Genomic DNA, 24,704 nt, shown 5'->3' with positions numbered 1-24,704 from the left:
TCCGACTCTATCGCCCGTCGCCCGTCCGTCCGGTCCCCCTCCCGGCGTCCGGCGCAGCGGGAAGGGCGTAGACGACGGCGTCCTGATGGCGGAGCGACACCTCCACGGCGCAGCCGGGGAGGATACCCATCGCGACGGCGTCCGCAGGAGCCAGGTCAGCGGCCATCCCGGCGGCATGGACCCGGATCGCCTCACCGCGATGCTCGATGTCGTCGACAATGGCCGTGACGCGGCTCGTTCCCGAGGCGGCCCCGTGATCCGTCCCGGTGGAAGGACCACCGGGTCGCGCGACCGAGACCGCGGCGGGACGGATCGCGAGTGCGAACTCCTCCCCCGCGCGTCCCGGACCCTCCCACGGCACCACCAGACCGTTGGCGCCCGTGAAGCCCGTCTCCGTCCGCCGGCCGAGGAGGAGATTCAGTCCGGCCAGCCGCGCACCGAACGCTGTCACGGGCCGCGTCAGGACCTCCATGGTCCGCCCGGCCTCGACGACACGGCCGCCGTCCAGGATCAGCACGCGATCGGCGAGCAGGAAGGCATCGAGCGCATCGTGCGTCACGATCACGGCGGAGCGCCCCTGCAGCACCTCACGGAGCAGCGTGCGGATCGCGGGCGCGACGGTGACGTCGAGGGCGGCGAGTGGTTCGTCGAGCAGCAGCAGCGCCGGGTCCGTGGCCAGGGCCCGGGCGATCGCGACCCGCTGGGCCTGACCGCCGGACAGCCGTCCGGGGCTGCGCCCGGCCAGTTCGGGTGTGTCGACCCGCTCGAGCCAGGCGGACGCGGTGGCGCGCGCCTCGGCCCGCGACAGGCCGCGGCTGCGCGGACCGAAGGCCACGTTCTCGAGGACGGAGAGGTGCGGGAACAGCAGCGCCTCCTGTGCGAGGAGGGAGACGCCCCGGCGCCGCGGCTCGACGAGCACGCGCCGCTCGGCCCCGACGTCGAACAGGACATCCCCGCCCAGCGTCGCCCGGCCCGCCGACGGTGCCAGGAGACCGGCGAGCAGGCCGAGGAGGGTCGACTTCCCGGCCCCGTTCGGACCGAGCACCGCGACGGTCTCACCGTCGGCGAGATCGAACGCGACGTCGAAGCCGCGTTCTGGCAGTGCCCCCGCGAAGGTCAGCCGCATCAGTCCACCCGCCCCGGCGCGGCGGCCGGCGCCTTCGGCGACGCCGTGCCCCGCGGATCGAGGCTGCCGAGCGGGCGGACGCGGTGGGCGACGCCGACCACGACGACGGCGACGACCACGAGGACGAGGGACAGGGCCACGGCCGCATCGGGATCTGTCTCCCGCTGCAGGTAGATCTCGAGCGGGAGCGTCCGCGTGCTGCCCTGGAGGCTCCCCGCGAACGTCAGGGTGGCTCCGAATTCGCCGAGCGCCCGGGCGAACGAGAGGACCGCGCCGGAGACGAGTGCGGGGAGCACCAGCGGCAGGGTGATCCGCCGGAGGACCGTCCAGCGACCGGCGCCGAGCGTAGCGCCGACGGCCTCGTAGCGGGTCCCGACGGTCCGCAGGGCTCCTTCGAGGCTGAGCACCAGGAACGGCAGGGCGACGAACGCCTGGGCCAGCACGACGGCCGTCGTGGAGAAGGCGACGTCGATCCCCAGGGACGCGAGGCCGTTCCCGATCAGTCCGCGCCGACCGAAGGTGTAGAGCAGGGCGATACCCCCGACCACCGGCGGCAGCACGAGGGGCAGCAGGACGAGGGACCGCACGAACCGTCGGCCGGGAAATGAGGTCCTCGCGAGGACGAGCGCGAGCGGCACACCGAACAGCACACAGAGGATCGTGGCGGACACCGACGTGCGGAGGCTGAGCAGGAGAGCGGCCCGGGCCCCCTCGGACGTCACGAGCGGGATGAACCGGGGCCAGTCGATGCGCAGCGTCATGGCCGCCAGGGGGAGGACCACGAACACGGCGCCGACGACGGCGGCAGCGACCACCCAGCGCGGGAGGGCAGCCGTGTTCACGGGCCTGGCCGTCCCTGGCCGGGCCGCTCGTGCGGCGTCAGGGCGCACCGAAACCAGCCGCCGTCAGGACGGTTCGGCCCTCGGGACCCGTGACGAAGTCGACGAACGCCTGCGCCGTGACCGCCTCCGGGCTCTCCGCGAGGGCGGTGATGGGGTAGGTGGTGGCTCCCGCCCCCGCCTCGGCCAGGTCGATGCCGAGCACCGATCCCCCTGCAGCGGGGACGTCGGTCCCGTACACCAGGCCGGCATCCGCCTCCCCCGACGTCACCTTGCCCAGCACGTCGGTGACGGAGGACTCCTCACTGACCGGGTCCAGGTCCACGCCCTCGGCATCGGCCACGGCCACGGCGGCGGCTCCGCAGGGCACCTGCTCGGCACAGACCACGGTCTTCACGCCGGGGCGCGCGGCATCGGCGAGGGACGAGATTCCCGCGGGGTTGTCGGGCGGGACCGCGAGCTGGAGCGTGTTCGTGGCGAAATCGACCGCGGTCCCGGCGAGCAGTCCCTCGTCGGACACCCGCTGCATCGTGCGGGTGTCGGCGGAGGCGAACACGTCGGCCGGCGCCCCCTCGATGATCTGCGTCACGAGGTCGGAGGATCCTGCGAAGGTGAGCCGGACCTCAGTGCCGGGGTGCCCGTCCTCGAACCGCCCGGCGAGGTCGGTGAAGGTGCTGGTGAGGGAGGCGGCGGCGAACACCGTGATGCTCCCGTCGATCTCCGCGCCGTCCGCCGCGGCGGAGCCTCCGGCGCCCGTGGCATCCCGGGCTCCGCCGCAGCCCGTCAGGAGGAGCACGATGCAGGCGACGGCGGCCGGTACCGCACACAGTTGCGGCCCCGGGGTCCGCCCGGGGCGGCCGCGGCGAGCGTCCCGTCCGTGGCTCCGGACCCCCGGCGCGAGGCGGGCGATGATCACGCCTTCCCTCCCGGGGTCTCGATGATGACGGTGGTGGCCTTGATGACGGCGATGGCGATCGATCCCTTCTCCAGCCCGAGATCCCGGACGGCCTCGCTGCTCATCAGCGACACCACGCGATGCGGGCCGCACTGCAGCTCGACCTGCGCCATGACCGTGTCCTGCAGGACATCCGTGACGATCCCGACGAACCTGTTGCGCGCGGACCGCCCGATGTCAGAGGGATCACCCGGCAGCACGGCGTTGCGGTGAGCGAGCGTCGCCAGCTCGTACGCATCCACCACGAGCCGCCCCGCAGGGTCCTTCGTGCTCGCGAGGATGCCGCCGTCGATCCAGCGTCGGACGGTGTCATCGCTGACACCGAGATAGCGGGCCGCGTCCCCGATCCGTATCTGCGTCATGATCGAAACCCTACATCCTCGGATGCGGAGCGATACTGATTCAGCCCTTCTCGAGGAAGGCTTCCTTCTCGGGGTTCAGGTACAGCTCGATGGCCAGTGCCAGGCCGGGGTATCCCTCGAGGTCCGGATCCTCCCCGACGACCTCCTGGGCGTCCGTCCGCGCCTTCTCGATCACCTTCCCGTGCTGGGTGATCTTCAGGAACCGCAGGGCGGACCGGCCACCCGACTGGGACGCGCCGAGGATGTTGCCCTCCCGGCGCAGTTCGAGGTCCTTCTGCGAGAGCTCGAAGCCGTCGGTCGTGGACGCCACGGCGGAGAGCCGCTCGCGGCTGGGGTGCTCGGGCTCGAGCTTCGTCACGAGGAGGCACGTGCCGGCGTGGCCGCCCCGGCCGATCCTCCCGCGCAGCTGATGCAGCTGCGAGATCCCGAAGCGGTCGGCGTCCATGATCACCATGAGGGTCGCGTTGGGCACGTCGACGCCCACCTCGATGACCGTCGTGGCGACGAGGAGCTGCACGCTGCCGTCGGCGAAACGCGCCATGACATCGGCCTTGTCCTGGGGATCCATCCGCCCGTGCAGCATCCCCCGCGTCACGCCCTGCAGCTGCGGGACCGCGTCCAGGTCGTCGGACAGGCCGACGACGCTCGTGAGCTCCTTCTGGCCGCCGGGGGCCTTCTCCGGCGCCGGGTCCCCGTAGAGCGGAGCAGCGACATCCTCCTCGGACCTGCCCTCGTCGCCGATCTTCGGGCACACCACGTACACCTGGCGGCCGGCGTCGATCTCCTCGCGGGCCCTGGCCCAGATCCTGTCGATCCATGCGGGGTGCTCGGTCAGCCCGACCTCGTGCGTCGCGATCGGGCTCCTGCCCGCGGGAAGCTCGGAGAGCGTCGACGTCTCCAGGTCCCCGAACACCGTCATCGCCACGGTGCGCGGGATCGGGGTGGCCGTCATCACGAGCACGTGGGGAGAGGTGCGGGCCTTGGTGCGCAGGGAGTCCCGCTGCTCCACGCCGAACCGGTGCTGCTCGTCCACCACGATCAGGCCGAGGTCGAAGAACTGCACGTTGTCGGAGAGCAGCGCATGCGTGCCGATGATGATCCCCGCGTCGCCGGAGGCAGCCTCCAGGAGGGACGTCCGACGCTGGGCCGTGCTCATCGAACCGGTCAGGAGGACCACGCGCGTGCCTTCCGCGGAGCCTCCGAGCATCCCGCCCTCGGCCAGCGGTCCGAGGGTACGCGTGATCGACTGGAGGTGCTGGGCGGCGAGCACCTCGGTCGGCGCGAGCAGCGCGGCCTGTCCACCGGCGTCGATCACCTGCAGCATGGCCCGGAGCGCCACCAGCGTCTTGCCCGAGCCCACCTCACCCTGCAGCAGCCGGTTCATCGGGTGGTCGCGGGCGAGGTCGTCGGCGAGCGTCCGTCCGACGTCGAGCTGACCCTGCGTCAGGGTGAACGGGAGGCGCGCGTCGAACTGGTCGAGCAGTCCGCCCGCTCGCGCCGGCCTGGCAGTCGCGTCCTCCCTCGCCGCCAGCGCCCTGCGCCGCGCGAGAGCCGCCTGCAGTACGAACGCCTCCTGGTAGCGGAAGCGGTGCTGCGCCCTGTAGGCATCCTCGACCTGCTGCGGCCGGTGCACCAGCTCGTAGGCGGTCGCGAGGCTCATCAGCTTGTCGCGGCGGGCGATGGACGCGGGGACGGGATCGTCGAGGTCCGTGAGTCGCAACGTGTCCAGGATCGTCCCGACTGCTATCGCGATGCGTTCGCTGCCGAGCTTCTCCACCGCGGGATAGACCGGGATCGGGCGGTTCACGTACTCGGGGTCGCCGTCGCCCTCGTCCAGCAGCACGTAGGCGGGATTCGTCAGGGACAGCTTCCCGCGGTAGACCGTCACCTTGCCGGAGAACATGGCCCGGACACCGGGCCGGAGATCGCGCTCGGCGCCGTAGCCGTTGAAGAAGGTGAGGCTCATCGCACCGATGCCGCCCTCGGCGTCGTCGGTGATCACGACTTCCAGCAGCATGCCCTTGCGCGTGCGCATCCGCCGTGAGTTCGCGGACTGCACGCGGGCGATCAGCGTCACCTCCTCGTCCACCGGCACCTCCGCGATGGGGGTCAACTCCCCGCGCTTGAGGTAGGTGCGGGGGAAGTGGTTCAGCAGCTCGCCCACCGTGGTGATGGAGAAGTGCTTGGCGAGCAGCTTCGCGACGGGGCCCAGATGGCGGTCGAGAGGTGCATCGAGCTCCGAGGCGGCCGTGGACCGCGCCGCGTCAGGACTCACCGGCCTCGGCTCCCGGAACCGGCACCGCGAGCTGCGTCACGGAGATGTTGACGGGATGTCCAGCCTCGTGGATGAGGGCCAGGGCCGGCGCGGCGTCCGGCACGTGCACGTGGATCCTCCAGCGATAGCCCTCCTCGACCGCCGTGACCGCGCTCATGATGACCGAGTCGCCGAGTTCGTCCAGGTGGAGCCTGAGCGTTGCGGCATCCAGGGGGCTGAGGTTGATGGTGCACATGACCTCTACGCCGTCCGCGTCTCCCCCGTTGTGGATGTGGGGTGACTGGATGTCGTAGCCGTGCAGGCCGTCGAGCAGCTCGTCCTGCAGCTCCTCGCCGAGGGCTGCAGCTCGCAGGGCGTCGAGGATGAGCAGGAAGCCGACACCGCCGGCGTCGACCACTTCCGCGTCCGTCAGGGGCCCGAGCTGGCTCTCGGTGTGCACCACGGCCTGCAGCGCGTGCTGGACCGAGGCCCGGAGCGTGAGCGCCAGCGTCGAGTTGCTGTCATCCGATGCGTGTCCCGCGGCCGTCTCGGCAGCACCCCTCGCACTCGCCTCGAGGACGGAGAGCATGGTGCCCGGCACGGGGTCGCTGAGAGCGGACCAGCTACGGATCTGGGCGCGGTGCAGGGAGGAGGCGAGGAGGGTGCAGGTCAGCCGGCTGGTGCCGTGGAGCGGCTCGGCGAACGCGGAGAGGAAGACGGCGAACAGGGTGCCCGAATTTCCCAGGGCCTCTTCCATCGCCGCCCGACCGGCGACAGCCAGCAGTTCACCCAGGTCCGCGGTGTCGGCATCATGAGCGGCGCGGGCGGCGGAGCGGACCGTCAGGTACAGATTGGTGCCGGTATCCCCGTCCGCCACCGGGAAGATGTTGATGGCGTTCAGGCGGTCACTGTGGTTCCCGAGCGATTCCTCGGCCTTGCTCAACCAACGCTTCATCGCCACGGCGTTGGCGGTGATCTTAGTGTGCAAAGTGGTCCCATCCCCTGAGAGCTGTCGCCTGCGACGCCAGTGTCACCAGCGGACTGCCCGGCCTCACCGAGCCTACCGCAGTGAAACCGGGTGGCAGCAGAACATCCTGCGGGAAGGTGGCGAGCAGGCCGTGGTCCTCGCCGCCGCCGAGGACCCACTCCATCGGATCGACACCGAGCAGCCGGGCGACCGGCCGGAGCGGATCCGCATGGTCCAGGAGGGCCTCGGGGTCGAGGTCCAGGTGCACCCCGCTGGCGGTGGCGATCCGCCCGGCGTCACGGACGAGGCCGTCGGAGATGTCGAGCATCGCGCTCGCCCCGGCGTCGGCAGCGGCGGGGCCTGCGGTGAGCGGCGGGAGCGGGCGCAGCTGTGCCGCGACGAGGCCCTCCCCCAGCGGGCCGAAGTCCTGGACGGGACGGCCGTCCTCGAGGATCGCGAGGCCTGCGGCGGCGCGGCCGAGCATCCCGGTCACGGCGACGAGGTGGCCTGGTCGCGCCCCCGATCGGAGCACCGGCGCCCTGCCTCCCAGTGTCCCCGTGACGGCCGCCGTGATGACGAGCTGCGCTCCGGCGCCGAGGTCCCCGCCGACGACGGAACAGCCGGCGGCACCGAGACCGCGGATGGCTGCGGCGAGGCCCCGGGCGCAGTCCTCCACCCAGTCCACGGGTGTCTGCGGCGGAAGGGTGAGGCTCACCACCAGGGAGGTCGCCGAACCGCCCATGGCGTTGATGTCACTCAGGTTCTGTGCCGCTGACTTCCAGCCGACGTCGTAGCCGGTGGTGCGGAAGCCGTTCGGCCGGACCAGGCGGAAGTCATGGTCCTCGACGAGCGTGTCCATGCTGATCACCGTCCTGCCGTCGGGGGACGCCACGATGGCGGCGTCGTCGCCGGGCCCGAGCAGGGCGGCCGCGCCCTGCTGGAACAGGGGCAGGATCCTCGAGAGCACGGCATTCTCCGTCGTGGCACCGACCAGCGGCCCGGCGACCGCGCCGTCGGGCGACGAGGGGGGCGGCGCAGCGATGCGACCGGGCACCCGGGCGGGATCGAGCGAGGGATCGGACGTGGCCATATCCCCACGGTACGTCGAGGTCCTGACCATCACAGTGATGATTCCGAGAAGTCCCGTTCCCGTCCGGCCCGCCTCCCCCGCCCCGTCGAGCCGGTCAGCCACCCCACCGCCTATACTCGGCCTTTGCCTAGTCGCCGCCTCGGGGGATGAATTGAAAACTGTCATGCTCGTCTTCGGGACCCGTCCGGAGGCCATCAAGATCGCACCGGTCATCACCGCGCTCAGGAGGACGACGACGCTGGACGTCCGCGTGACCGTGACCGGCCAGCACCGGGCGATGCTCGACCAGGTGAACACCCTCTTCGGCATCCGGCCCGACCACGATCTCGACATCCTCGAGCAGGGCCAGGAACTGCACTCCATCATGACGAGGACGATCAACGGACTGAGCCCACTCCTCCGCGACGACCCGCCCGCAGCGGTGCTGGTCCAGGGCGACACCACCACCTCGACGGCAGCGGCGATCGCTGCGTTCTACCGGCAGATCCCCGTCGTGCACCTCGAGGCGGGTCTCCGCTCGGGAAACCTCCAGTCCCCTTTCCCGGAGGAGGCGAACCGCAGGATCACGTCGCAGATCGCGGCACTGCACCTCGCCCCGACCAGCACCAGCCGGCAGAATCTTCTCGACGAGAAGATCGCTGCCGCAGACATCGCGATCACCGGGAACACCGTCATCGATGCCCTGCTGCAGGTGGTCCGGGACCACCACCCGTTCTCGGATCCGCGGCTGGAGGCGCTGGTGGGAAGCGGTCGCAGGATCCTCCTGGTCACCACCCATCGCAGGGAGAACCAGGGAGCAGCGATGCGCGGCATGGCGCGTGCGATCGCCCGAATTGCGGAGAACGAGCCGGAACTCACCGTGGTGCTCCCCCTGCACATGAATCCGGTGGTGCGGGAGGCCATCGTCCCCGCCCTCAGGGACCGGGAGAACGTGATCCTCACCGAACCGGTCGCCTACGGGGAATTCGCCCGGCTGCTGTCGCTGGCCGCCGTCGTGCTGACCGATTCCGGCGGGGTGCAGGAAGAAGCCCCGAGCCTCGGGAAGCCTGTGCTCGTCATGCGCGAGAACACGGAGCGGCCGGAAGCCGTCACGGCGGGGACGGTCGCGCTCGTGGGTGCGGACGAGCATGCCATCGTCGACAGTGTGACCGCACTCCTCCACGACGACGAGCACTACGCGTCCATGGCCACAGCAGTCAACCCCTACGGCGACGGAAGGGCGGCTGAGCGCGTGGTGGCGGCGGTCGAACAACTGCTCGGCGTGGGCACGCGCCTCCCTGACTTCACACCACTCCCGTGAAGCTGCCGGGCGTGCGATCGCCCGTTCTCCTCTAGGCTTGGTGGAGCGACAGACCGGCGGCGCCCGCAGCGCGAACCGCTCGGCATCAGCACTCCAGAAGGATGTTTCCCCCTGATCTCCCCCGGCACCCCTGCCCGCCCCGTGTCGCGCCGCCGACTCCTGCAGCTCTCCCTCGCCGCTGCCACCGCCGTCGCGGTGACCCCTCTCAGCGGCTGCACCGCCGAGACCCGACCCGGTCCGCCCTCCCCCTCCGCGAGTGCCGGCGGACGGCCCACCACCCGGGACCGCTCGATCCGGCTGGGAGACCGCCTCTCCGAGGATCTGCCGTACCGGGTGCTGGAGGACGGCGACGGGCTGGAGCGGGTGGTCCGCGAGGATCTCGCGGACCGGCCTGGCGGGACCCGGCCGGAACCGGTTGCCCTGGCCGCCTTCGGGCACATCACCGACCCGCATGTCCTGGACGCGACGAATCCCGGGCGGCTCTCCTTCCTCTGGCAGTACCTCGATTTCGGGGAAGGCTACCCGACCTCCGGAAGGTTCCGGCCCCAGGACGTCCTGACCGTGCACGTCCTCGACGCGACCGTCCGGGCGTTCAACGCCCTCGGGCAGGGGCCCGAGAGCGGGCGCCCGCTCGATGCCCTGGTGGTCACCGGGGACCTCAGCAACTCGTTCTGCACCAGCGAGCTGGATGCGGTGGTCGCAGCCTTGGACGGTGGGAGAGCCACCGCCAACCCGGTGGGGCGCTACGAAGGCATCCAGGACCACGGCCGTTCCCCCCGGGACCTGTTCGCCGACGTCTGGCATCCCGACCCCGAGCCCGACGGTGCCGACCCGGACAACTGGAAGGCGCGGTACGGCTTTCCGACCGTCGAAGGGCTCCTCGATGCCGCCAGCAGTCCCATCGACGCCCCGGGTGCCGACGTCCCCCGGTTCGTGGGGTTCGGCAACCATGACGAGACCGGGCGGTACGGGGGGTCGCGGATCTCTCCCGGCGAACAGTTCGTCGACCTGGTGCGCACGGGCTCGCGTCTCCCGCTGGAGCTCCCGGCCGGGATGAAGGAACCCGATTTCTGGGAGCAGGCCAAGGGTGGAGAGGCGGATCGGGAGCGACTCCTGGCCGAGCTGCCGTCGCGGACCACCACGGCGTCCGAAGAGCGCGACGTGTTCGACAAGGCGGCCTTCCGAAAGGCACTCGCGCGCTCTGAATCCGCCGTGGAGCAGCCGATCGAGGAGGACGCGCTCTACTACTCCTTCGATCTCTCCCCGGAGGTCCGCGGCATCATGCTGAACACGGCGAGCCCCGACGGCAGCGGGCGAGGATGCCTGGACCGTGAGCAGGCTTCCTGGCTCGTCGGTCAGCTCGAGGCCGTGTCCGGTTCCTACCTCGACGAGGAGGGGAATACCCAGATGTCGGAGGCCGAGGACAGGATCACGGTGCTCTTCAGTCACCACCCGCTCCGGTCATTCGAGGATGATGCGACGACTGCGGACGACGGCGGGGAGTCCCTGGCACGGGACGAAGTCCTCTCGATCCTCTCGCGGTTCCCGAACCTCGTCCTGTGGCTGAACGGCCACGAGCACAGGCACCGGGTGGAGGCACACCGGGGGCGGATCGGCTCGGGCGGACTCTGGGAGATCACCACGGCCTCCCTGATCGACTTCCCGCAGCAGTCACGCGCTGTCGAACTGGTCGACAACCGGGACGGCACACTCTCCATCCTGGCAACGCTCCTCGATCACTCGGCGGCGGACGACGTCCGCCGCGACGGCGAGCAGAGCCCGGCGTCCCTTGCTGCCCTGAGCCTCGAACTCGCCGCGAACAGACCCGGGCTGGACCCCGGGTCCGTCCAGGGAGCCGCCGGGGACCAGAACGTGGAGCTGCTGGTGGCAGCACCCTTCTGACCTTTAAGACGTGGGGCACCATCCCCGGCAGCCCCCTCGAGCGCCCGCTCCTGTACTATCGCTCGCGGGGGTACCTCAGTGTGGTGGTGCGACCGCAACGGTCTCGTGGTGGCAGTTCGTCGATCATGTTCCCTACCCACACGGCGTACTAATCGACAGGACACATCATGACGGTGCAGGTAGTCATCCTCGCGGCGGGCATGGGCACGCGGCTCGCTCGTCCCCACCCCAAGCCACTCACGGAGCTGAGCGACGGTCGGACCATCATGCAGCAGCAGGTGGAGAATCTCACGTCCGAATTCAGGAAGAAGCTCCGCCTGTCGATCGTCGTCGGCTTCAAGCTCGAGATGATCCTCGAGCATGTCCCGAACGCATCCTTCGTCTACAACGAGGCCTTCGACCAGACGAACACGTCCAAGAGCCTCCTCAAGGCTCTCCGGAACTCCGCCAAGGGCGGCGTCCTGTGGATGAACGGAGACGTCGTCTTCGCCCCCGAGATCGTCAAGTACCTGCGGCCCTTCATCGAGCAGGATCTCTCCTTCGTCTCCGTGGACATGTCCTCCGTCAGTGACGAGGAGGTCAAGTACACCGTCGACGACAACGGGCACATCGACCAGTTGTCGAAGTCCGTCGAGCACGCGCTCGGAGAAGCGGTGGGCATCAACTACATCTCGTCCAAGGACAAGAAGAAGCTCATCAAGCGCCTTGCCCAGGTCGGTGACCAGGACTACTTCGAGCGCGGCATCGAGCTCACCATCGCCAAGGACGGTGTCCAGTACACGCCTGTCGACATCAGCAACTTCTACGCCGTCGAAGTGGACTTCGCGGACGACCTGGAGCGCGCCAACCAGGAACTCGACGCGCGCGTCACAGCGGACGTCTGATCCACCTTCCGAAGGACAAGCACTTATGGCACGTTGGACCACCGCAGAGGACGCAGTATCCGGGATCCGTCGGATAGCGAAGCGGAAGCTGCGGACAGCGTGGCAGAGTCTCCCGGTGGAGCAGCGGAAGAAGATCCGGCAATCCCTCCATCCGGCGGACGCTGCGAAGGTCGAACGGGCGGCGTCGACCCTCACCTCTCCACGGACCCTCACCGCGGCACCCGTCCAGAAGCCGGTCCTCACCATCGGCGTGGTGGTCGAGGACGGCACGCAGGATCTCGTCGCCACGCTGCAGAGCATCCTGCGACAGAAGTCGGTGGCCCTCGCGGTGGTCGTGGTCGACACGACCGGCGACGACGGCATCGTCAGGGACGCTTCCTCCTACGCCAAGCGGGACGCGCGCATCGCGCTTCGGCCTGCCACCGGCATCCCGGCGCCGGCTGCACGTCACGCGGTGGTCGAAGCCGCCAGGACGCGGTGGATCATGTTCGTCACCGCCGGGGACCTCGTTGCCCCGGGCGCTGCCGCCGCCGCGGTCCGGTCGCTCAAGGGGTCACGGTCCGACGTCGCGGTCGGCACCGTCGGGGTGCGGAAGGGCGCCAAGTTCGTCACCCCGGCCGCGCAGACCGCCATGCACGGAACGGCCGAGCTCACGACCACGCTGCAGCATGCCCCGGACCTTGCGTCGGACACCTACCTCAGCAACAAGGTCTTCTCGAGGTCGTTCTGGCTCGAGCACCTGATGGACGTCGACGTCGAAGGCGATCTCTGGCAGGCCGAAGCGGTCCGGGCCGCCTATCTTCGTGCAGGAACCATCGACCTCCTGCCGGGAAGGCTCAGCGACGTCGTCGGCGACAGCGGTGGGGACTCCCTCACCCGCGAGCAGCTGTGCAGCATCGGGGTGCTCGACGAGTACCTCCGGCGGATGTCGGCAGTGATCACCGAGGGTCTCGGACGTCTGGCCCCGGAGGCGGCGGAACGACTGCTGACCCGGCTCCTCGGCACCGATCTCTTTCCCTTCTTCGAGGTCGTCCCTCGCACCGACGACGTCTACTGGTCCCGGCTCGTGGCGGGGGTCCAGGAACTCCATGCCCTGGCCCCCTTCGCCTGGGAGGGCATCCGGCTCCACAATCGCCTCATCCTCGCGGCGGTCCTGGACGACAACCGGCCTGATGTGGTCACCATCTGCAGCTCCCGCAGCGATCTCGGGTCCTCGTTCGCCACGTCGTCGCAGCCGGGTCCGCTCCGTGCGCAGCCTCCTTATCTGTCGGACCTCACGAGACAGCCGTCCGAGGACCTGCTCGCCTGTCAGGACATCGACCTCCGCGTCATCAGCAAGATCACCGGAATGGAGTGGGGCGACGACGGCTGCCTCAGGATCACCGGCCACGCCTACATCTCCTCGATCGACCCTGCTGCGGGCGCTCTCGTCATCGAGGCCATGCTGATCGACGACGACGGCAACGAGGTCCTGCCGCTCGTTGTAGGGAGGTACCGCGATCCGGCCATCGACTGGGACGCGAACGACAACTGGACCAGCTATGCGGACAGTGGCTTCAGTGTCAGCATCGACCCGGCCGCCCTGCCCGCCGAGGACACCGCGCCGTCGTCTTGGTCGCTCGGGCTGCGCCTCACAGCGCAGGGTCAGGTGCTGGAATCGCCAGTCACCCGCCGGGACACCTCGGGTGCTGCCGGCACCGTACCCATCGCCCCCATGAACGGGGATCACCGCATCGCCGTCGAGTTCAAGCCCGGACGTGGTCTGACCCTGGTGCGGGTGGCCCCCATGTACTCGGCGACGGACGTGCGGCTCGACGGGCGCACACTGACGATCACGGTCGAAGCACACTCCGCGCCGCTCGCCTCGAAGATCACGGTGGAGTGCGCGAAACTGGCCCTCCGGAAGACCGCCGTGTGCGTGGACGTACGCGGTAACGTGGCCGACTACCGCCTCGTGATCCCCCGCCTCACCGCAGAGGCCTCACCGCGCGCCGAGCACCAGTGGGACCTGCGCCTGGACAGCGGCTTCAAGACTCCCCAGCCCATCGCGTGGCGCCCCGGGAGCACGGACTTCACGGAGCAGCTGGACCGATCGCGCCGCCTGCGCCTGAAGTTGACGGGCTACGGCTTCCTGGCCCTCGAAGAGCGGCGTTACCGGGTCGAGGCGGACGATCTCCGCGTCTCCGAGGACGGCTGCTACCTCACCGTCCTCGGTACGGCGGACTTCACGAGCATCCATGCCCCGCGGCTGGTGCTGTCCAGTGGGAAGGCAGTGATCGAGGCGGACCAGGTGGCGCTGAACGTCACGCGCAACCAGGGGAGCAACCGCTTCACCGTCCGCTTCCCCCTCGTGAGTTCTCCCTGGGAGGGCCGGGATCAGATGCCGGAGCCGGGAGCCTACAGCCTCCGGTACATCCCCCAGAAGACAGAGGACAACGTAGGGTACTGGCTCCCCGCGGCACCTGCCCTCCAGGAGATGCTGCCTTCCCGCGAGCTGCGTGACACCCTCGAGGTCGGCATCAGCAGGACGGCTGTCGCCGGAGCCGTCACCGTCCACGTCCGCCCGCCACTGGCTGCGGACGAACTCGGACGCTACAACCAGCAGATGCTGCGCAGCGAGATCGACCGCGCGGAGCTGCCGCTGCAGGACTCCGTCCTCTTCATGTGCTTCGGGGGACGTCGCGCAACCGACAGCACGCGGCGCATCCTCGAGGAGTTTCAGCGGCGCGCGTCCGTCGGGGACATGTACTGGGCGATCGCTGATCACTCCGTGCCCGTACCTGATGGCGCCCGGCCGGTCCTGATCGGCTCACGGCTCTGGTACCGCCTGTTGGCCGAGGCAAGGCTGCTCGTCAACAACAACAACTTCCCTTTCTACTTCCGGAAGCGGGAGGGGCAGGTGTACATCCAGACATGGCACGGTACACCGCTGAAGAAGCTCGGGAACGACGTCGCCCGCACCAATTTCTCGCTGTCCTACTGGAACCTCATGCAGCGTGAAGCGACCTACTGGGACGCGCTCCTCGCACAGAACGACTATGCGGCGCACGTCCTCGCCACCTGCTTCGGTTTTACCGGGCAGGTGATCACCGAGGGGTACCCGCGGAACGATTCCCTCAAGGCCCCCGACGCCGATCTCCGCCGCGCAGCGGTGCGTGACCTCCTCGGTATTCCCGAAGGTCGTCGAGCCATCCTCTACGCACCGACGTGGCGCGACGACGCCAAGAACACGTCGAAGCAGTACGAGCTGGTCACTTACCTGGACTTCGAGGCAGCCCAGGAGCAACTCGGCGAGGACTATGTCATCCTGCTGCGTGGACACCACAACATCGCCGGCCAGCGACAGACCGCGGGGAACCGGTTCGTCATCGACGTGACGGAGTATCCCGAGGTGAATGATCTGTATCTTGCTGCGGACGTCCTGATCAACGACTACTCGTCGGTGATGTTCGACTTCTGCGTGACGGGAAAGCCGATCATCTTCCTGACCCCCGACATCGCCCAGTACCGCGATTCGACCCGCGGCTTCTACTTCGATCTCGAAGCGCAGGCTCCCGGTCCACTGCTGATGACAACGCCCGAGGTCGTCCATGCCATCAAGTCCCTGCCGTCGATCCAGGTGCGGTACGCGGATCGGTACCGGACCTTCGTGGAGACCTACGCGCCGATGTGTGACGGATCTGCGACCCAGCGGGTGGTCGATGCGCTCCCGCTCGGCGCTCCGGCGACCGCATCCTGACCACTGGACATCCCATCCACCGCCTGGCGAACATACCTGATCGCGTCCACAGGCCAAGCCCTCCCCCCTCAGGAGTTCCATGTCGACCGGGAAGACCCCACCTCACGTCACCGATCAGTCCGGGAAGACTCGGGAACCAGTCCAGGCTCCAGCCGCCGTCGAGTCGGTGAATACGCCGATCTCCGGGGTGAATCGCGCCGGTGAGGAGCAGTTCCTTCTGGGCCACGCGGAGCTGCACGCGGGAGACTTGGAGGCTGCTGCTCGCCATGTGGCAGCTGCACTCGATGTTGCACCTCACGCTGCACGGTGGCATTACCGCCTCGGATTCATCAGGGAGCGGCAGGGCCTCGTCACCGCGGCTCGAGAGCACTACCTCGAAGCCTTGCGTCTTCAACCCGGGCACGAGCGCTGGGAACATCGGCTGCGCTCTGTCGAGGCAGCGGCAGAACGCCACCGCACCGCCGAGAGAGCCGAGACAGAGGAACTACGCGCCGTGTACGCCGACCGGCGGCGCATCCTGCGCGAGCGGAAGGCACCGAAATGGCAGGAGATCGACGTCCTGTCGGCCGGGAGGCCGTTCCACCGGGAGGATCCGGAATGGCTGGGGGCTCTCGCGGATGCCCTGTTCTTCATGAATCGGCACACGGCGGCGGCCGAGACCTTCGCCGAAGCCGCCCTCCTCACGCCGGACGATGCCCGCCTCCACTTCCAGGCAGGGTGGGCTCATCATCTGGCGGGTTCCGAGCACCTCGTCCACGACCACTTCGCGCGGGCGATCGCAGCGGACACCGAACTGGAATCGTCACGGTTCGGCATCGGCGCTTTCTTCCAGAAGAAGGGCGAATGGCGACTCGCAGCCAGTCACTACGAGGCCACGTTCCGTCATGATCCGCATGATGCGGAACTCGCCTACCGCTGGGGCTTCGCGCTTCAGCGCTGCTATGACTGGCAGGGCGGCGCAGATGTCATCAGGACAGCCATCGGCCTCGATCCGACCCAGGCGTCATGGCACTATCGCCTGGGCTTCTCGTTCGAGCGCAGTGGCAGATGGGCGGATGCAGCGGACGCCTATGCCTACGCTCTCGAGCTGTCGAACCCGCGCACCGAGTACTGGTCGTATCGCCTGGGCAGCGTGCTTGCAGCGGCGGGACGGCACGAGGACGCGTGTGTCGCCTTCCTCGGCGGACCGAGGACCACGGCAGCGCTACCTGCGTCGGGGCCGCCCGTGGACAGGGTGACACCGTACCTTCTCGGTGTCCTCTCGGACGGGCTGGCCGCGGCGCTGTCCGCGCAGACATCGGAGCAGTGTGCGCAGCTGGCTGCCTTCGCTGAGGCGAAGGGGGCCCTCGAGGTCGCCGCAGCAGCGTTCGAGGCGGCCGCTTCGCGGTCGGACAAGCACCCGGCCCGCCTGTTCACCTCGCTGGGCTCCGTTCTGTACCGCCTCGGCCGTTTCCGGGAAGCGACCGCAGCATTCAAGGAGACCCGCCTTCTGAAAAGACCGCACGGGGTGAACACGGCGGCCTATTTCAAGAACCCCGCGCTCAAACAGTCCATGATCTATGTCGAGTACATGGAAACCTTGCCCATTCGGGAGGACGTCATCCTCTATGAGAGCAGCCAAGGGTCTTCGATCGGGTGCAACCCCCTGAATATGTTCCGCTCCCTGCTTCGCGATGAGCGGTTCGCAGCAACCACGCACGTGTGGGTGATCAACGATCGGACCCGGATCCCTGACGAGTTGCGTGGCCTGCCGAACGTCATCTTCACCGCCAGGGACAGCGACCTGTATCTGCGCTATCTCGCGACATCCGCTCACCTGATCAACAACAACACCTTCCCGCCGTACTTCAGCCGCCGTCCGGAGCAGCAGTACCTCAATACTTGGCATGGAACGCCGATGAAGTCGCTCGGGCGTGACATCAAGGACGGTTTCATGGATTATCGGAACGCCACCAGGAATCTGCTGCACAGCACGCACATCGTGGCTCCCAACGCCTTCACTGCAGACATCCTGCTCGACAAGTACGAGATCTCGACGATCTTCGACGGGCAGGTCGCCGTGACGGGATATCCGCGGGTCGATGCGACAGTGGCTCTGCCCGACGCCGTCAGGGAGAATCTTCGTCGGCGGCTGGGCTTCGGTCCATCCGAGAAGGTCGTCCTGTACGCCCCGACGTGGCGGGGTTCCCTGGCGGACCGGAAGCTCGATAACGAGCGGCTTCTGAGCGACATCAGGACGATGTCGTCGGTTGGGACCCGCCTGCTGTTCCGCGGGCACCCGGTGACGGAAGCGCTCCTCGATCAGGCCGGGATCGCGGAGCATCTCGTCCCCACCGACATCGACACCAATGATCTGCTGTCCATCGTCGATGTGCTCATCACGGACTATTCGAGTATCGCCTTCGACTTCATGGCAACGGGTCGTCCCATCATCTACTACGCCTACGACCTCGAGGAGTACGAGCGGAGTCGGGGCTTGTGCCTGGACATCTCCACCCTTCCCGGATACCTGTGCCTGGACCGGTCCGAACTGCGGGATGGGCTGCACGAGGCACTCGCCCAGCAAGTGGGGATGCACGAGACCGCCGACGAGTATGTCGGACTGGAATCAGGAGATTCGACAACACGGGCGATCGACTTCTTCTTCTTCGGATCGTCGGCCTGGACCCTGCCACCGAGGAAGGACGACCGGAAGACCATGCTCATGTACCAGGGCTCGTTCATTCCCAACGGGATCACGTCGTCCTACCTGAATCTGACGTCGCACCTGGATCCTCAGGACACCCAAGTCTTCGTGACGATCGAACCCTCGTCCATCTCCTCGGACGAAACGCGCGTGGAGAAGTTCGAGCAGAATCCGGACCACGTGCGAGTCCTCCCCCGTGTAGGGGGGCAGTTGATCAGCGCCGAGGAACGATGGATCGTGGACAAGTTCAACGCGCAGGGCGACCTTCAGACCGAGGAGCAGTGGAGCATCTACCACGGCGCCTTCGCGCGTGAGTTCCGGCGCATGTTCGGGTCTGCCCGCTTCGATGCCCTCGTCTGTTTCGAAGGCTACGCCCGGTTCTGGGCGGCCTTGTTCGCTGCTGCGCCGACGGAAATGGCGACGAAGTCCATCTTCCTCCACAATGACATGCACAACGAGTGGCGCCACCGATTCCGATACCTCGAATCGATCTTCCGGCTGTATCCCCGGTACGACTCCCTCATCTCCGTCACGGAGAGCGTGGCCGAGGAGAACAAGCAGCAACTCTCAAGTCGCTTCGGGCTCGACCCACGGACTTTCCACTACAGCAACAATCTTGTCAACGCCGAAGCGACCGTCACCCTCTCGAAGGAACCGGTCCCCGAGGACATCGAGGAGTGGATCGGCGACTGTCCGAAGCTCTTCGTCACGGCCGGACGACTGTCCCCCGAGAAGGACCACGAGAAACTCCTGCAGAGCTTTGCGCTCCTCCTCCACAACCATCCAGAAGCCAAGCTCGTGATCCTCGGTGACGGGCCCCTGAGGAATCGCCTCGAACGCCAGATCGAGCACCTCGACCTCAGTTCGAAGGTGTTACTGGCGGGTCTTCGACTGAACCCGTTCCCGGTGATCAGGAGGGGCGACTGCTTCGTCTTCTCCTCCAACTACGAGGGGCAGGGCCTCGCGGTGCTGGAGGCACTCATCCTGGGCAAACCGGTGATCTCCACGGATGTCGTCGGACCCCGCAGCATCCTCGAAGACGGCTACGGTCTCCTCGTCGAGAACTCAGTCGAAGGAATCTTCAAGGGGATGACGACATTCCTCGAGAGTTGGCCCGTCCACGAACTCTTCGACTACTCATCGTACGAGTCCCAGGCTCTCGACAACTTCATCGACGTCGCCTTCGGTCGGACGGAAGAGCTGGTGCCGTAGAGGTGGCATAGGCGGGGCAGCGTCCACAAAACGCAGGCTTCCTCGGCGCTCCGACTACATGGGAACACCGTTGATGGTCGACTCGAGTTTCCGATCCGTTGCCGACTCCATCTCGCCGGCCCATCGAGCAGTCACGGCCTGATCGGAGAAACGCTCCGCCGTGGCGCGCGCAGCCGTCCGCATCGCACGCAGATCGTCGCTGGAGGACGACACGATCGTGGCGATGCGCGCAGCGACGCCGGCTACGTCTCCTCGTGGCAGGAGGAAACCGTTGACGCCGTCCTCGATGAGATCGGCGGGACCGTACGGGATGTCGTAGGCGATCGGCAGGCAGCCACCGCTCATCGCTTCCAGCAGGACCAGGGGCAGACCCTCTGTCGTGCTGGTCAGCAGGGTGAAGGATGCCGCCCAGAGATCGTGCCGTGCCGTGTCGCTGAAACCCGGCAGCCGGACAGTCGACTCCAGCGCAGACTCGGCGACCAGTTGCTCCAGCCGGTCCCGGTCCGGTCCCTCGCCGAAGATCGTCAGGGAGCACTCCGCGCCGAGCTCCTGAGCCTTCCCCACCGCCTTGATCGCGTGCTGGACGCGCTTTCTGCCGTTCAGGCTGGCAAGCATCACACCGACCCCGGGATCGCGATCCTGGGAGGGATCGAAAGGCACGAGTTCGGTGCTGTTCGGAACTACTCCCGAGAATGCCTCCGACCCATACACCTCGTCCACGTCCCGCTTCTGCGCATCCGTCAGAAGCACGACCGCATCAAACGACGACAAGCGCTCGAACGTGTAGCGCCGGACACGGCTCAACTCGCCGTGGGGCGGCATCTGGCCTGCAGACATGTGCGAGTTGTGCACCAGATGCATGGTGATGACGTGCGGTCGCCGATAACGGGTGAGGAAATTCGCCGTCGACTTGCTGTCGATGATCATGAAGGTCTCCCGACCAGCGGTGACCAGATCCAGCCACAGAAGATACAGGGGCCACATCTGGTTCCAGGACGCGATGACCTGCCCCTCACTCCCGCAGAGGCAGACGAGTCGGCCACCTTCCACCCCCGGCTCCGCCAGGTCGCGACGGTCGGACACGAACACCGTACCGTCGGCTCGCAGGTAGTCGACCTGAAGGACGACCGTTCCGGCTGCGTCGTGGCGCACCCGGCGCCTGGGTTCGCCTCCGAAGGACTCGGTGCTGAACTCATCGGGATCGAGACCCTGGTAGTCGCCCTGGACGGCCCGGCCTGATCGGGCGGTGCCCATCGATGCATCGGACGCGGAACGGAGCTCCTCCCACAGGTTGCGGAGTTTCATCCCTGCGATCAACTCCCCGCTGATCTCGAGTTCGCAGGCGACGTCCGGATAGTCGGGCTGGTAGTCGAATGTGAGGATGTCGACCGGCTGCCCCCCGTGCGTGACGAATGCTCGCGAACGACGCAGCATGGCACTGGTCATCCCTCCGTAGTCGAAGGGTATCCCCCATGTCACGGCGCAGTGGTAGGCCTCGGGCAGCGTCGCGTTGGGTGAAACGGTGTCGGTATGCGCCATCCGGGGTGCACCCTTCCTTCCATTCATTCGCTCGCCGCTCGACGATCGCCGAGCACGCGTTCGGACCACGCTCCAGCGCACCGCGAGGCGGTGGCCGAAGCTGCATCGATTCGATCAGTGGGGACCTGATCGGGCCGCCCGTTCTCACGCGGCAGCACCCCCAAGCCTAGCGGAGCATCATCGTCCGACCCGCTCGGAGACGGCCCCATCTGGGCGGGCCGGTGCGTCGCCGAGCACCCCGCGGCGACCCGTTCGGAAGCACCGCATCCCCGACGTCGTGGTGCGCCGGGCCACGCCAGGGGCTTGGGGTGGATCCGGTCCCACGGCTTGTATGTTGGAGATACACCGCCAGCTGAATGCTCCATCGTGGGAGCGAAGAAGGAACCGATGCCCGACGTCTCCGTCATCATCCCCGTATTCAACGTGAAGGACTACCTCGAGGAATGCGTCCGATCGATCCTGGATCAGGATCTCCAGGACACGACGCTGGAGGTCATCGCCGTCGACGACGGTTCCACGGACGGCAGCGGAGAGATCCTCGATCGGTTGGCTGCCTCCGACCCACGGCTCGTCGTGATCCATCAGGCCAATTCGGGATGGCCCGGGCAACCCCGCAATCGCGGCATCGAAGTGGCCAACGGGCGTTACCTGTTCTTCTGCGACGCTGACGATCTCGTCCCCACCGAGTCCCTTCGGCGCCTCGTGAGCTTCGCGGACCGCCAGAGGAGCGACGTCGTCATCCCCAAGGTCATCGGGGGGAACGGGAGGTGGATCAGGCGCTGGCTCTATGAGGAGTCCCAGATCGATGCCGACCTCTACAAGGCCTTCCAGACCCACGGACCCCAGAAACTCTTCCGCCGCTCGATGGTGATGGACCACGCCATCCGGTTCCCCGAGCACAAGATGCGTATCGAGGACGCGATGTTCGGCTTCTCCTGCTACGTCGTCGCCGATCGGGTCTCCATCCTGGCCGACTACGACTATTACATCCTGCAGAACCGCGACGACGGCTCGAACATCAGCCGCCGCGGGCTGGACCCGGAGGAGTACACGCGTGACTCCTTCGAGGTGGCCTCCGTGGTCCACAACGGACTCCCGGCCGACGGACTCCGAGACCGGATCATGGCCGAGCTCTTTCGCCGCCTGTGCCTGCGCCGTTACGTCGGATCGTCCTTCGCCAAGGCTTCCGAGGAACGACAGCGCGCGTGGATCAGCGGGCACCAGAAATTCATCGCTGCCTTCGTCCCGCCCGCCGTCGAGGATCTCCTCGACCCGGTCAACAGGCAGCGATCCCGCCTCATCCGGGCCGGGCGACGCTCCGATCTGGTCGTCGTGGCGAACAGCACGGCCGATGATGCCCTTTCGGCTCAGATGAGCGGCGTCGAACCCACGGGGACCGGTTGCCGGATCAGCGGCGTCCTGAGCATGCAGCACCAGTTCCGGCGATTCGCCGGCGCCACGCTGGAGCTCCGCCGTCGTGGGCAGGACGACCAGATCGCCTTCAACATCCGGCCGAAGGACCTCATCTCGCGATCCGGCGACGACGACCTTCCGGACGCGGTGGTGTTCGCCGTCGATCTTTCCCATGCTGAGTTGGCACACTATCCGCGCGGGGTCTACGACCTGTCGCTGAAGAGCGTCGTCGACGGGAAGCCGTTGACCACGCGTCTCCGTGCGCCCGACGGTGACTACGTCGTCACCTACCCCGCGGACGACGTCGTGCATTTCTACTCGACGAAACACGGCAACATCAGCTGCAAGTTCTGACGGAACATCTCCGCCGGTGACGTCTCCCGACACCGTCGCGACCACCTGAAGGACAGGACACTCTCTCACCCGGTGCAGGAACCACAACGCCCGGTCACCGCTCGAGCGGTGGCCGGGCGTTGTGCCCATGGAAGGCTCAGGCCCTGAGGTCCCCGATGCGCGTCACGGCAGACCGACCTTCGCGACCAGCATGTTGTGGTCCGAGGGGATCGTCCCGGCGTAGTTCCCGTTGGCGTCGAGTGTAGCTACGGTCTCCCACTCCGACACGCGCATCTTCGAGGTGAAGATGTAGTCGATGTACGTGCCATTGGCTGCCGGATCGCCGGCTGCACGGCTGATCGACTCGAACCCGTTCCAGCTGTTGAGATGGGCGTTGATCCTCTTCTCGGCCGTAGCGGCCATGCTCGGGTACTGCTGCCAGTAGTCGTTGCCGAGCGGATCCACGAGGCCCGATCGGGTCATCACGTCGTAGGGGGCATTCGACGGTTCGATCCACTTGCTCGAGTTCAGGTCCCCCGCCATCACGACGGGATAGCCCGCCGCATTCTCCTGCCGGATCGCCTCGACGACCACTTCGGCCTGACGGCGACGGATGTCACCGTACCCGTCCGCCTTGTTCGCCGAAAGGTGCGTGTTGCCGAAGAAGAAGATCTTCCCGGTCGACCTCTGCTTCGCGATGGCCCAGGAGAAATACCGCGCGTTCTCCTCGGATGTCATCATCGGCAAAGCACGTGAACCGGATTTCAGGATCTCGACGGTCGTCGGGTTGTAGAAGATCCGCGTTCCCTGTGATGCTCCCTGATCGGCGTAGACACATGCCGTGGGCGTGGCCGGGTTCTCGCAGTTGTAGCGCTTGTCATTGGTCAGTTCGTAGGGCGCACCACTCGCATTGAGGCGTTGCTTGAGATCCTCGAACTGGGACAGTCCACCCTTGAGGAGTACGTCGTCCAACCTCCCCTGCGACGCTTCCTGGACACCGAGGATGTCCGGCATCTTCTTCGTGATGGTGTCGACGACGAAAGGTCGTCGGTCGTTCCAGGGAAGGGCGTTCGGGTTGTAGGTATCGTCCGGCGTGCACTGGGCGCACATGACGTTGAAGCTACCCACGGTCAACGGGTTCGACAGTGGCGGTGGTGGTGGTGGCTCGCTCTGCGTGGTTGCCGTGAGTACCGGCCCATAGGCACTGAGCAGGCTGCCGTCCGTCTTGATCACCCTGACCTGGAAGAAGTAGGTCGAGGAAGCTTTCAGTCCGCGGATCTCTGCGGAATTCGTGGTGTAGCGATACCAGACCGCGTCGGACATATCGGCTTTCGTGGCAACGGCGAGCCGGTACTGGGGCGCATTCGGTACGGCGGCCCAGGTCACGTTCATCGTCCTGTGCGTCGGTGCAGCGGCGAGTCCCGTCGGAGTGGGGAAGGGATCGACGGGCAGGGTCACCTTCACCGGCGCCGAGTAGGGCGTCAGGCTTTCGCCGGCCGAGCTGATCACCCGGACACGCGCGTAGTAGGTGGTCTCCGGCAGCAGGTTGTAGATCTTCCCCGACGTCGCAGGGAAGCGCTTGTAGACGGAGTCGCTCATATCGGACTTGCTGTAGACCTGCACCCTGTATTCCGGCGCGTTCGCCACAGCCTTCCAGGACACTGCCACGGAGGTGGGCGTCGCCACGGCAGCCGTCAACCCCGACGGAACCGCGATCGCCGGCTCAGCAGCCGTCTTCGCACTGATCGCCGCCGAATACGGGGTCAGCACCGAACCATCGTCGGTGATCCCCCGAACCCGGAACTGATACACGGTCCCCTTCTCCAGGCCCTTGATCTCCACCTCGGACTCCGTGAACCGGTAGAACACCGAATCACTCATATCAGCCTTGGTGTACCGCTGAACCCGATACCGCGGGACATTCGCCGACTTCACCCACGACAACGACACCGACGTATCCGTCTGCGCCGCCGACTTCAACCCCGACGGAACCGCGATCGCCGGCTCAGCAGCCGTCTTCGCACTGATCGCCGCCGAATACGGGGTCAGCACCGAACCATCGTCGGTGATCCCCCGAACCCGGAACTGATACACGGTCCCCTT

At 67.4% G+C, this 24,704-nt stretch carries 15 protein-coding genes and 1 pseudogene; 7 read left to right on the top strand and 9 right to left on the bottom strand.

The window, feature by feature from the left end; all coding sequences use genetic code 11:
- Positions 1 to 7: 7 nt before the first annotated feature.
- The 7 genes from ACTIMO_RS09650 to thiL all read right to left on the bottom strand — a co-directional run bounded on the left by ACTIMO_RS09650 (position 8) and on the right by thiL (position 7,593).
- Positions 8 to 1,126: a sulfate/molybdate ABC transporter ATP-binding protein gene (locus ACTIMO_RS09650; protein WP_448182275.1), complete on the bottom strand. Its 1,119-nt coding sequence runs from the start codon at positions 1,124 to 1,126 to the stop codon at positions 8 to 10.
- Entirely contained in the window at positions 1,126 to 1,968 is an 843-nt protein-coding gene (locus ACTIMO_RS09645) for an ABC transporter permease (protein WP_448182274.1), read from the bottom strand. The genes ACTIMO_RS09650 and ACTIMO_RS09645 overlap by 1 nt, the downstream gene beginning before the upstream one ends.
- A 37-nt stretch (positions 1,969 to 2,005) precedes the next feature.
- Positions 2,006 to 2,794: a molybdate ABC transporter substrate-binding protein gene (modA, locus tag ACTIMO_RS09640; protein WP_448182386.1), complete on the bottom strand. Its 789-nt coding sequence runs from the start codon at positions 2,792 to 2,794 to the stop codon at positions 2,006 to 2,008.
- 83 nt (positions 2,795 to 2,877) lie between these two features.
- Entirely contained in the window at positions 2,878 to 3,282 is a 405-nt protein-coding gene (locus ACTIMO_RS09635; protein WP_422389989.1) for a TOBE domain-containing protein, read from the bottom strand.
- 40 nt (positions 3,283 to 3,322) lie between these two features.
- Positions 3,323 to 5,557 (bottom strand): ATP-dependent DNA helicase RecG, encoded by a 2,235-nt coding sequence (locus ACTIMO_RS09630; RefSeq protein ID WP_448182273.1) that lies wholly within the window; start codon positions 5,555 to 5,557, stop codon positions 3,323 to 3,325.
- Positions 5,547 to 6,491 carry a DAK2 domain-containing protein gene (locus ACTIMO_RS09625; protein ID WP_448182385.1) on the bottom strand — a complete coding sequence of 315 codons (945 nt, stop codon included), beginning with the start codon at positions 6,489 to 6,491 and terminating at the stop codon, positions 5,547 to 5,549. The genes ACTIMO_RS09630 and ACTIMO_RS09625 overlap by 11 nt, the downstream gene beginning before the upstream one ends.
- Before the next feature lie 22 nt (positions 6,492 to 6,513).
- A complete protein-coding gene (gene thiL, locus ACTIMO_RS09620) occupies positions 6,514 to 7,593 on the bottom strand; it encodes a thiamine-phosphate kinase (RefSeq protein ID WP_448182272.1) in 1,080 nt (359 codons plus the stop codon).
- Between the two features lie 163 nt (positions 7,594 to 7,756).
- On the opposite strand from thiL, the gene wecB reads away from it, so the two are divergent.
- The 6 genes and pseudogenes from wecB (at position 7,757) to ACTIMO_RS09590 (ending at position 19,316) form a co-directional block, all read left to right on the top strand.
- Positions 7,757 to 8,893 carry a non-hydrolyzing UDP-N-acetylglucosamine 2-epimerase gene (gene wecB / locus ACTIMO_RS09615; RefSeq protein WP_448182271.1) on the top strand — a complete coding sequence of 379 codons (1,137 nt, stop codon included), beginning with the start codon at positions 7,757 to 7,759 and terminating at the stop codon, positions 8,891 to 8,893.
- A 141-nt stretch (positions 8,894 to 9,034) separates the two neighbouring features.
- On the top strand, positions 9,035 to 10,795 hold the full coding sequence (locus ACTIMO_RS09610) for a hypothetical protein (RefSeq protein WP_448182270.1): 1,761 nt from the start codon (positions 9,035 to 9,037) through the stop codon (positions 10,793 to 10,795).
- Positions 10,796 to 10,962: 167 nt separating this feature from the next.
- Positions 10,963 to 11,679: a phosphocholine cytidylyltransferase family protein gene (locus ACTIMO_RS09605; protein WP_055773251.1), complete on the top strand. Its 717-nt coding sequence runs from the start codon at positions 10,963 to 10,965 to the stop codon at positions 11,677 to 11,679.
- A gap of 115 nt (positions 11,680 to 11,794) precedes the next feature.
- Positions 11,795 to 15,418 (top strand): bifunctional glycosyltransferase/CDP-glycerol:glycerophosphate glycerophosphotransferase, encoded by a 3,624-nt coding sequence (locus ACTIMO_RS09600; protein ID WP_448182269.1) that lies wholly within the window; start codon positions 11,795 to 11,797, stop codon positions 15,416 to 15,418.
- 79 nt (positions 15,419 to 15,497) lie between these two features.
- Positions 15,498 to 15,809 (top strand): annotated as a pseudogene (locus ACTIMO_RS09595) (tetratricopeptide repeat protein); the annotation flags it as partial.
- A gap of 102 nt (positions 15,810 to 15,911) precedes the next feature.
- Positions 15,912 to 19,316, top strand: coding sequence for a CDP-glycerol glycerophosphotransferase family protein (locus ACTIMO_RS09590; protein WP_448182384.1), 3,405 nt, complete (start codon positions 15,912 to 15,914; stop codon positions 19,314 to 19,316).
- A 54-nt stretch (positions 19,317 to 19,370) separates the two neighbouring features.
- Here ACTIMO_RS09590 and ACTIMO_RS09585 read toward each other — a convergent pair whose 3' ends face one another.
- The gene (locus ACTIMO_RS09585) at positions 19,371 to 20,936 is read right to left on the bottom strand and encodes a glycosyltransferase (RefSeq protein WP_448182268.1); all 1,566 of its coding nucleotides are present in this window, start codon (positions 20,934 to 20,936) and stop codon (positions 19,371 to 19,373) included.
- A 306-nt stretch (positions 20,937 to 21,242) separates the two neighbouring features.
- Between ACTIMO_RS09585 and ACTIMO_RS09580 the strand changes: the two genes are divergently transcribed.
- On the top strand, positions 21,243 to 22,622 hold the full coding sequence (locus tag ACTIMO_RS09580) for a glycosyltransferase family 2 protein (RefSeq protein WP_448182267.1): 1,380 nt from the start codon (positions 21,243 to 21,245) through the stop codon (positions 22,620 to 22,622).
- A 162-nt stretch (positions 22,623 to 22,784) separates the two neighbouring features.
- Here ACTIMO_RS09580 and ACTIMO_RS09575 read toward each other — a convergent pair whose 3' ends face one another.
- A complete protein-coding gene (locus ACTIMO_RS09575) occupies positions 22,785 to 24,653 on the bottom strand; it encodes a fibronectin type III domain-containing protein (RefSeq protein WP_448182383.1) in 1,869 nt (622 codons plus the stop codon).
- Between the last annotated feature and the right edge of the window lie 51 nt (positions 24,654 to 24,704).

The organism is Arthrobacter sp. CP30 (genome assembly GCF_053470025.1).
The sequence above is the reverse complement of the archived record's forward strand: the minus strand, read 5'-3'. Positions and strand labels throughout refer to the sequence as shown.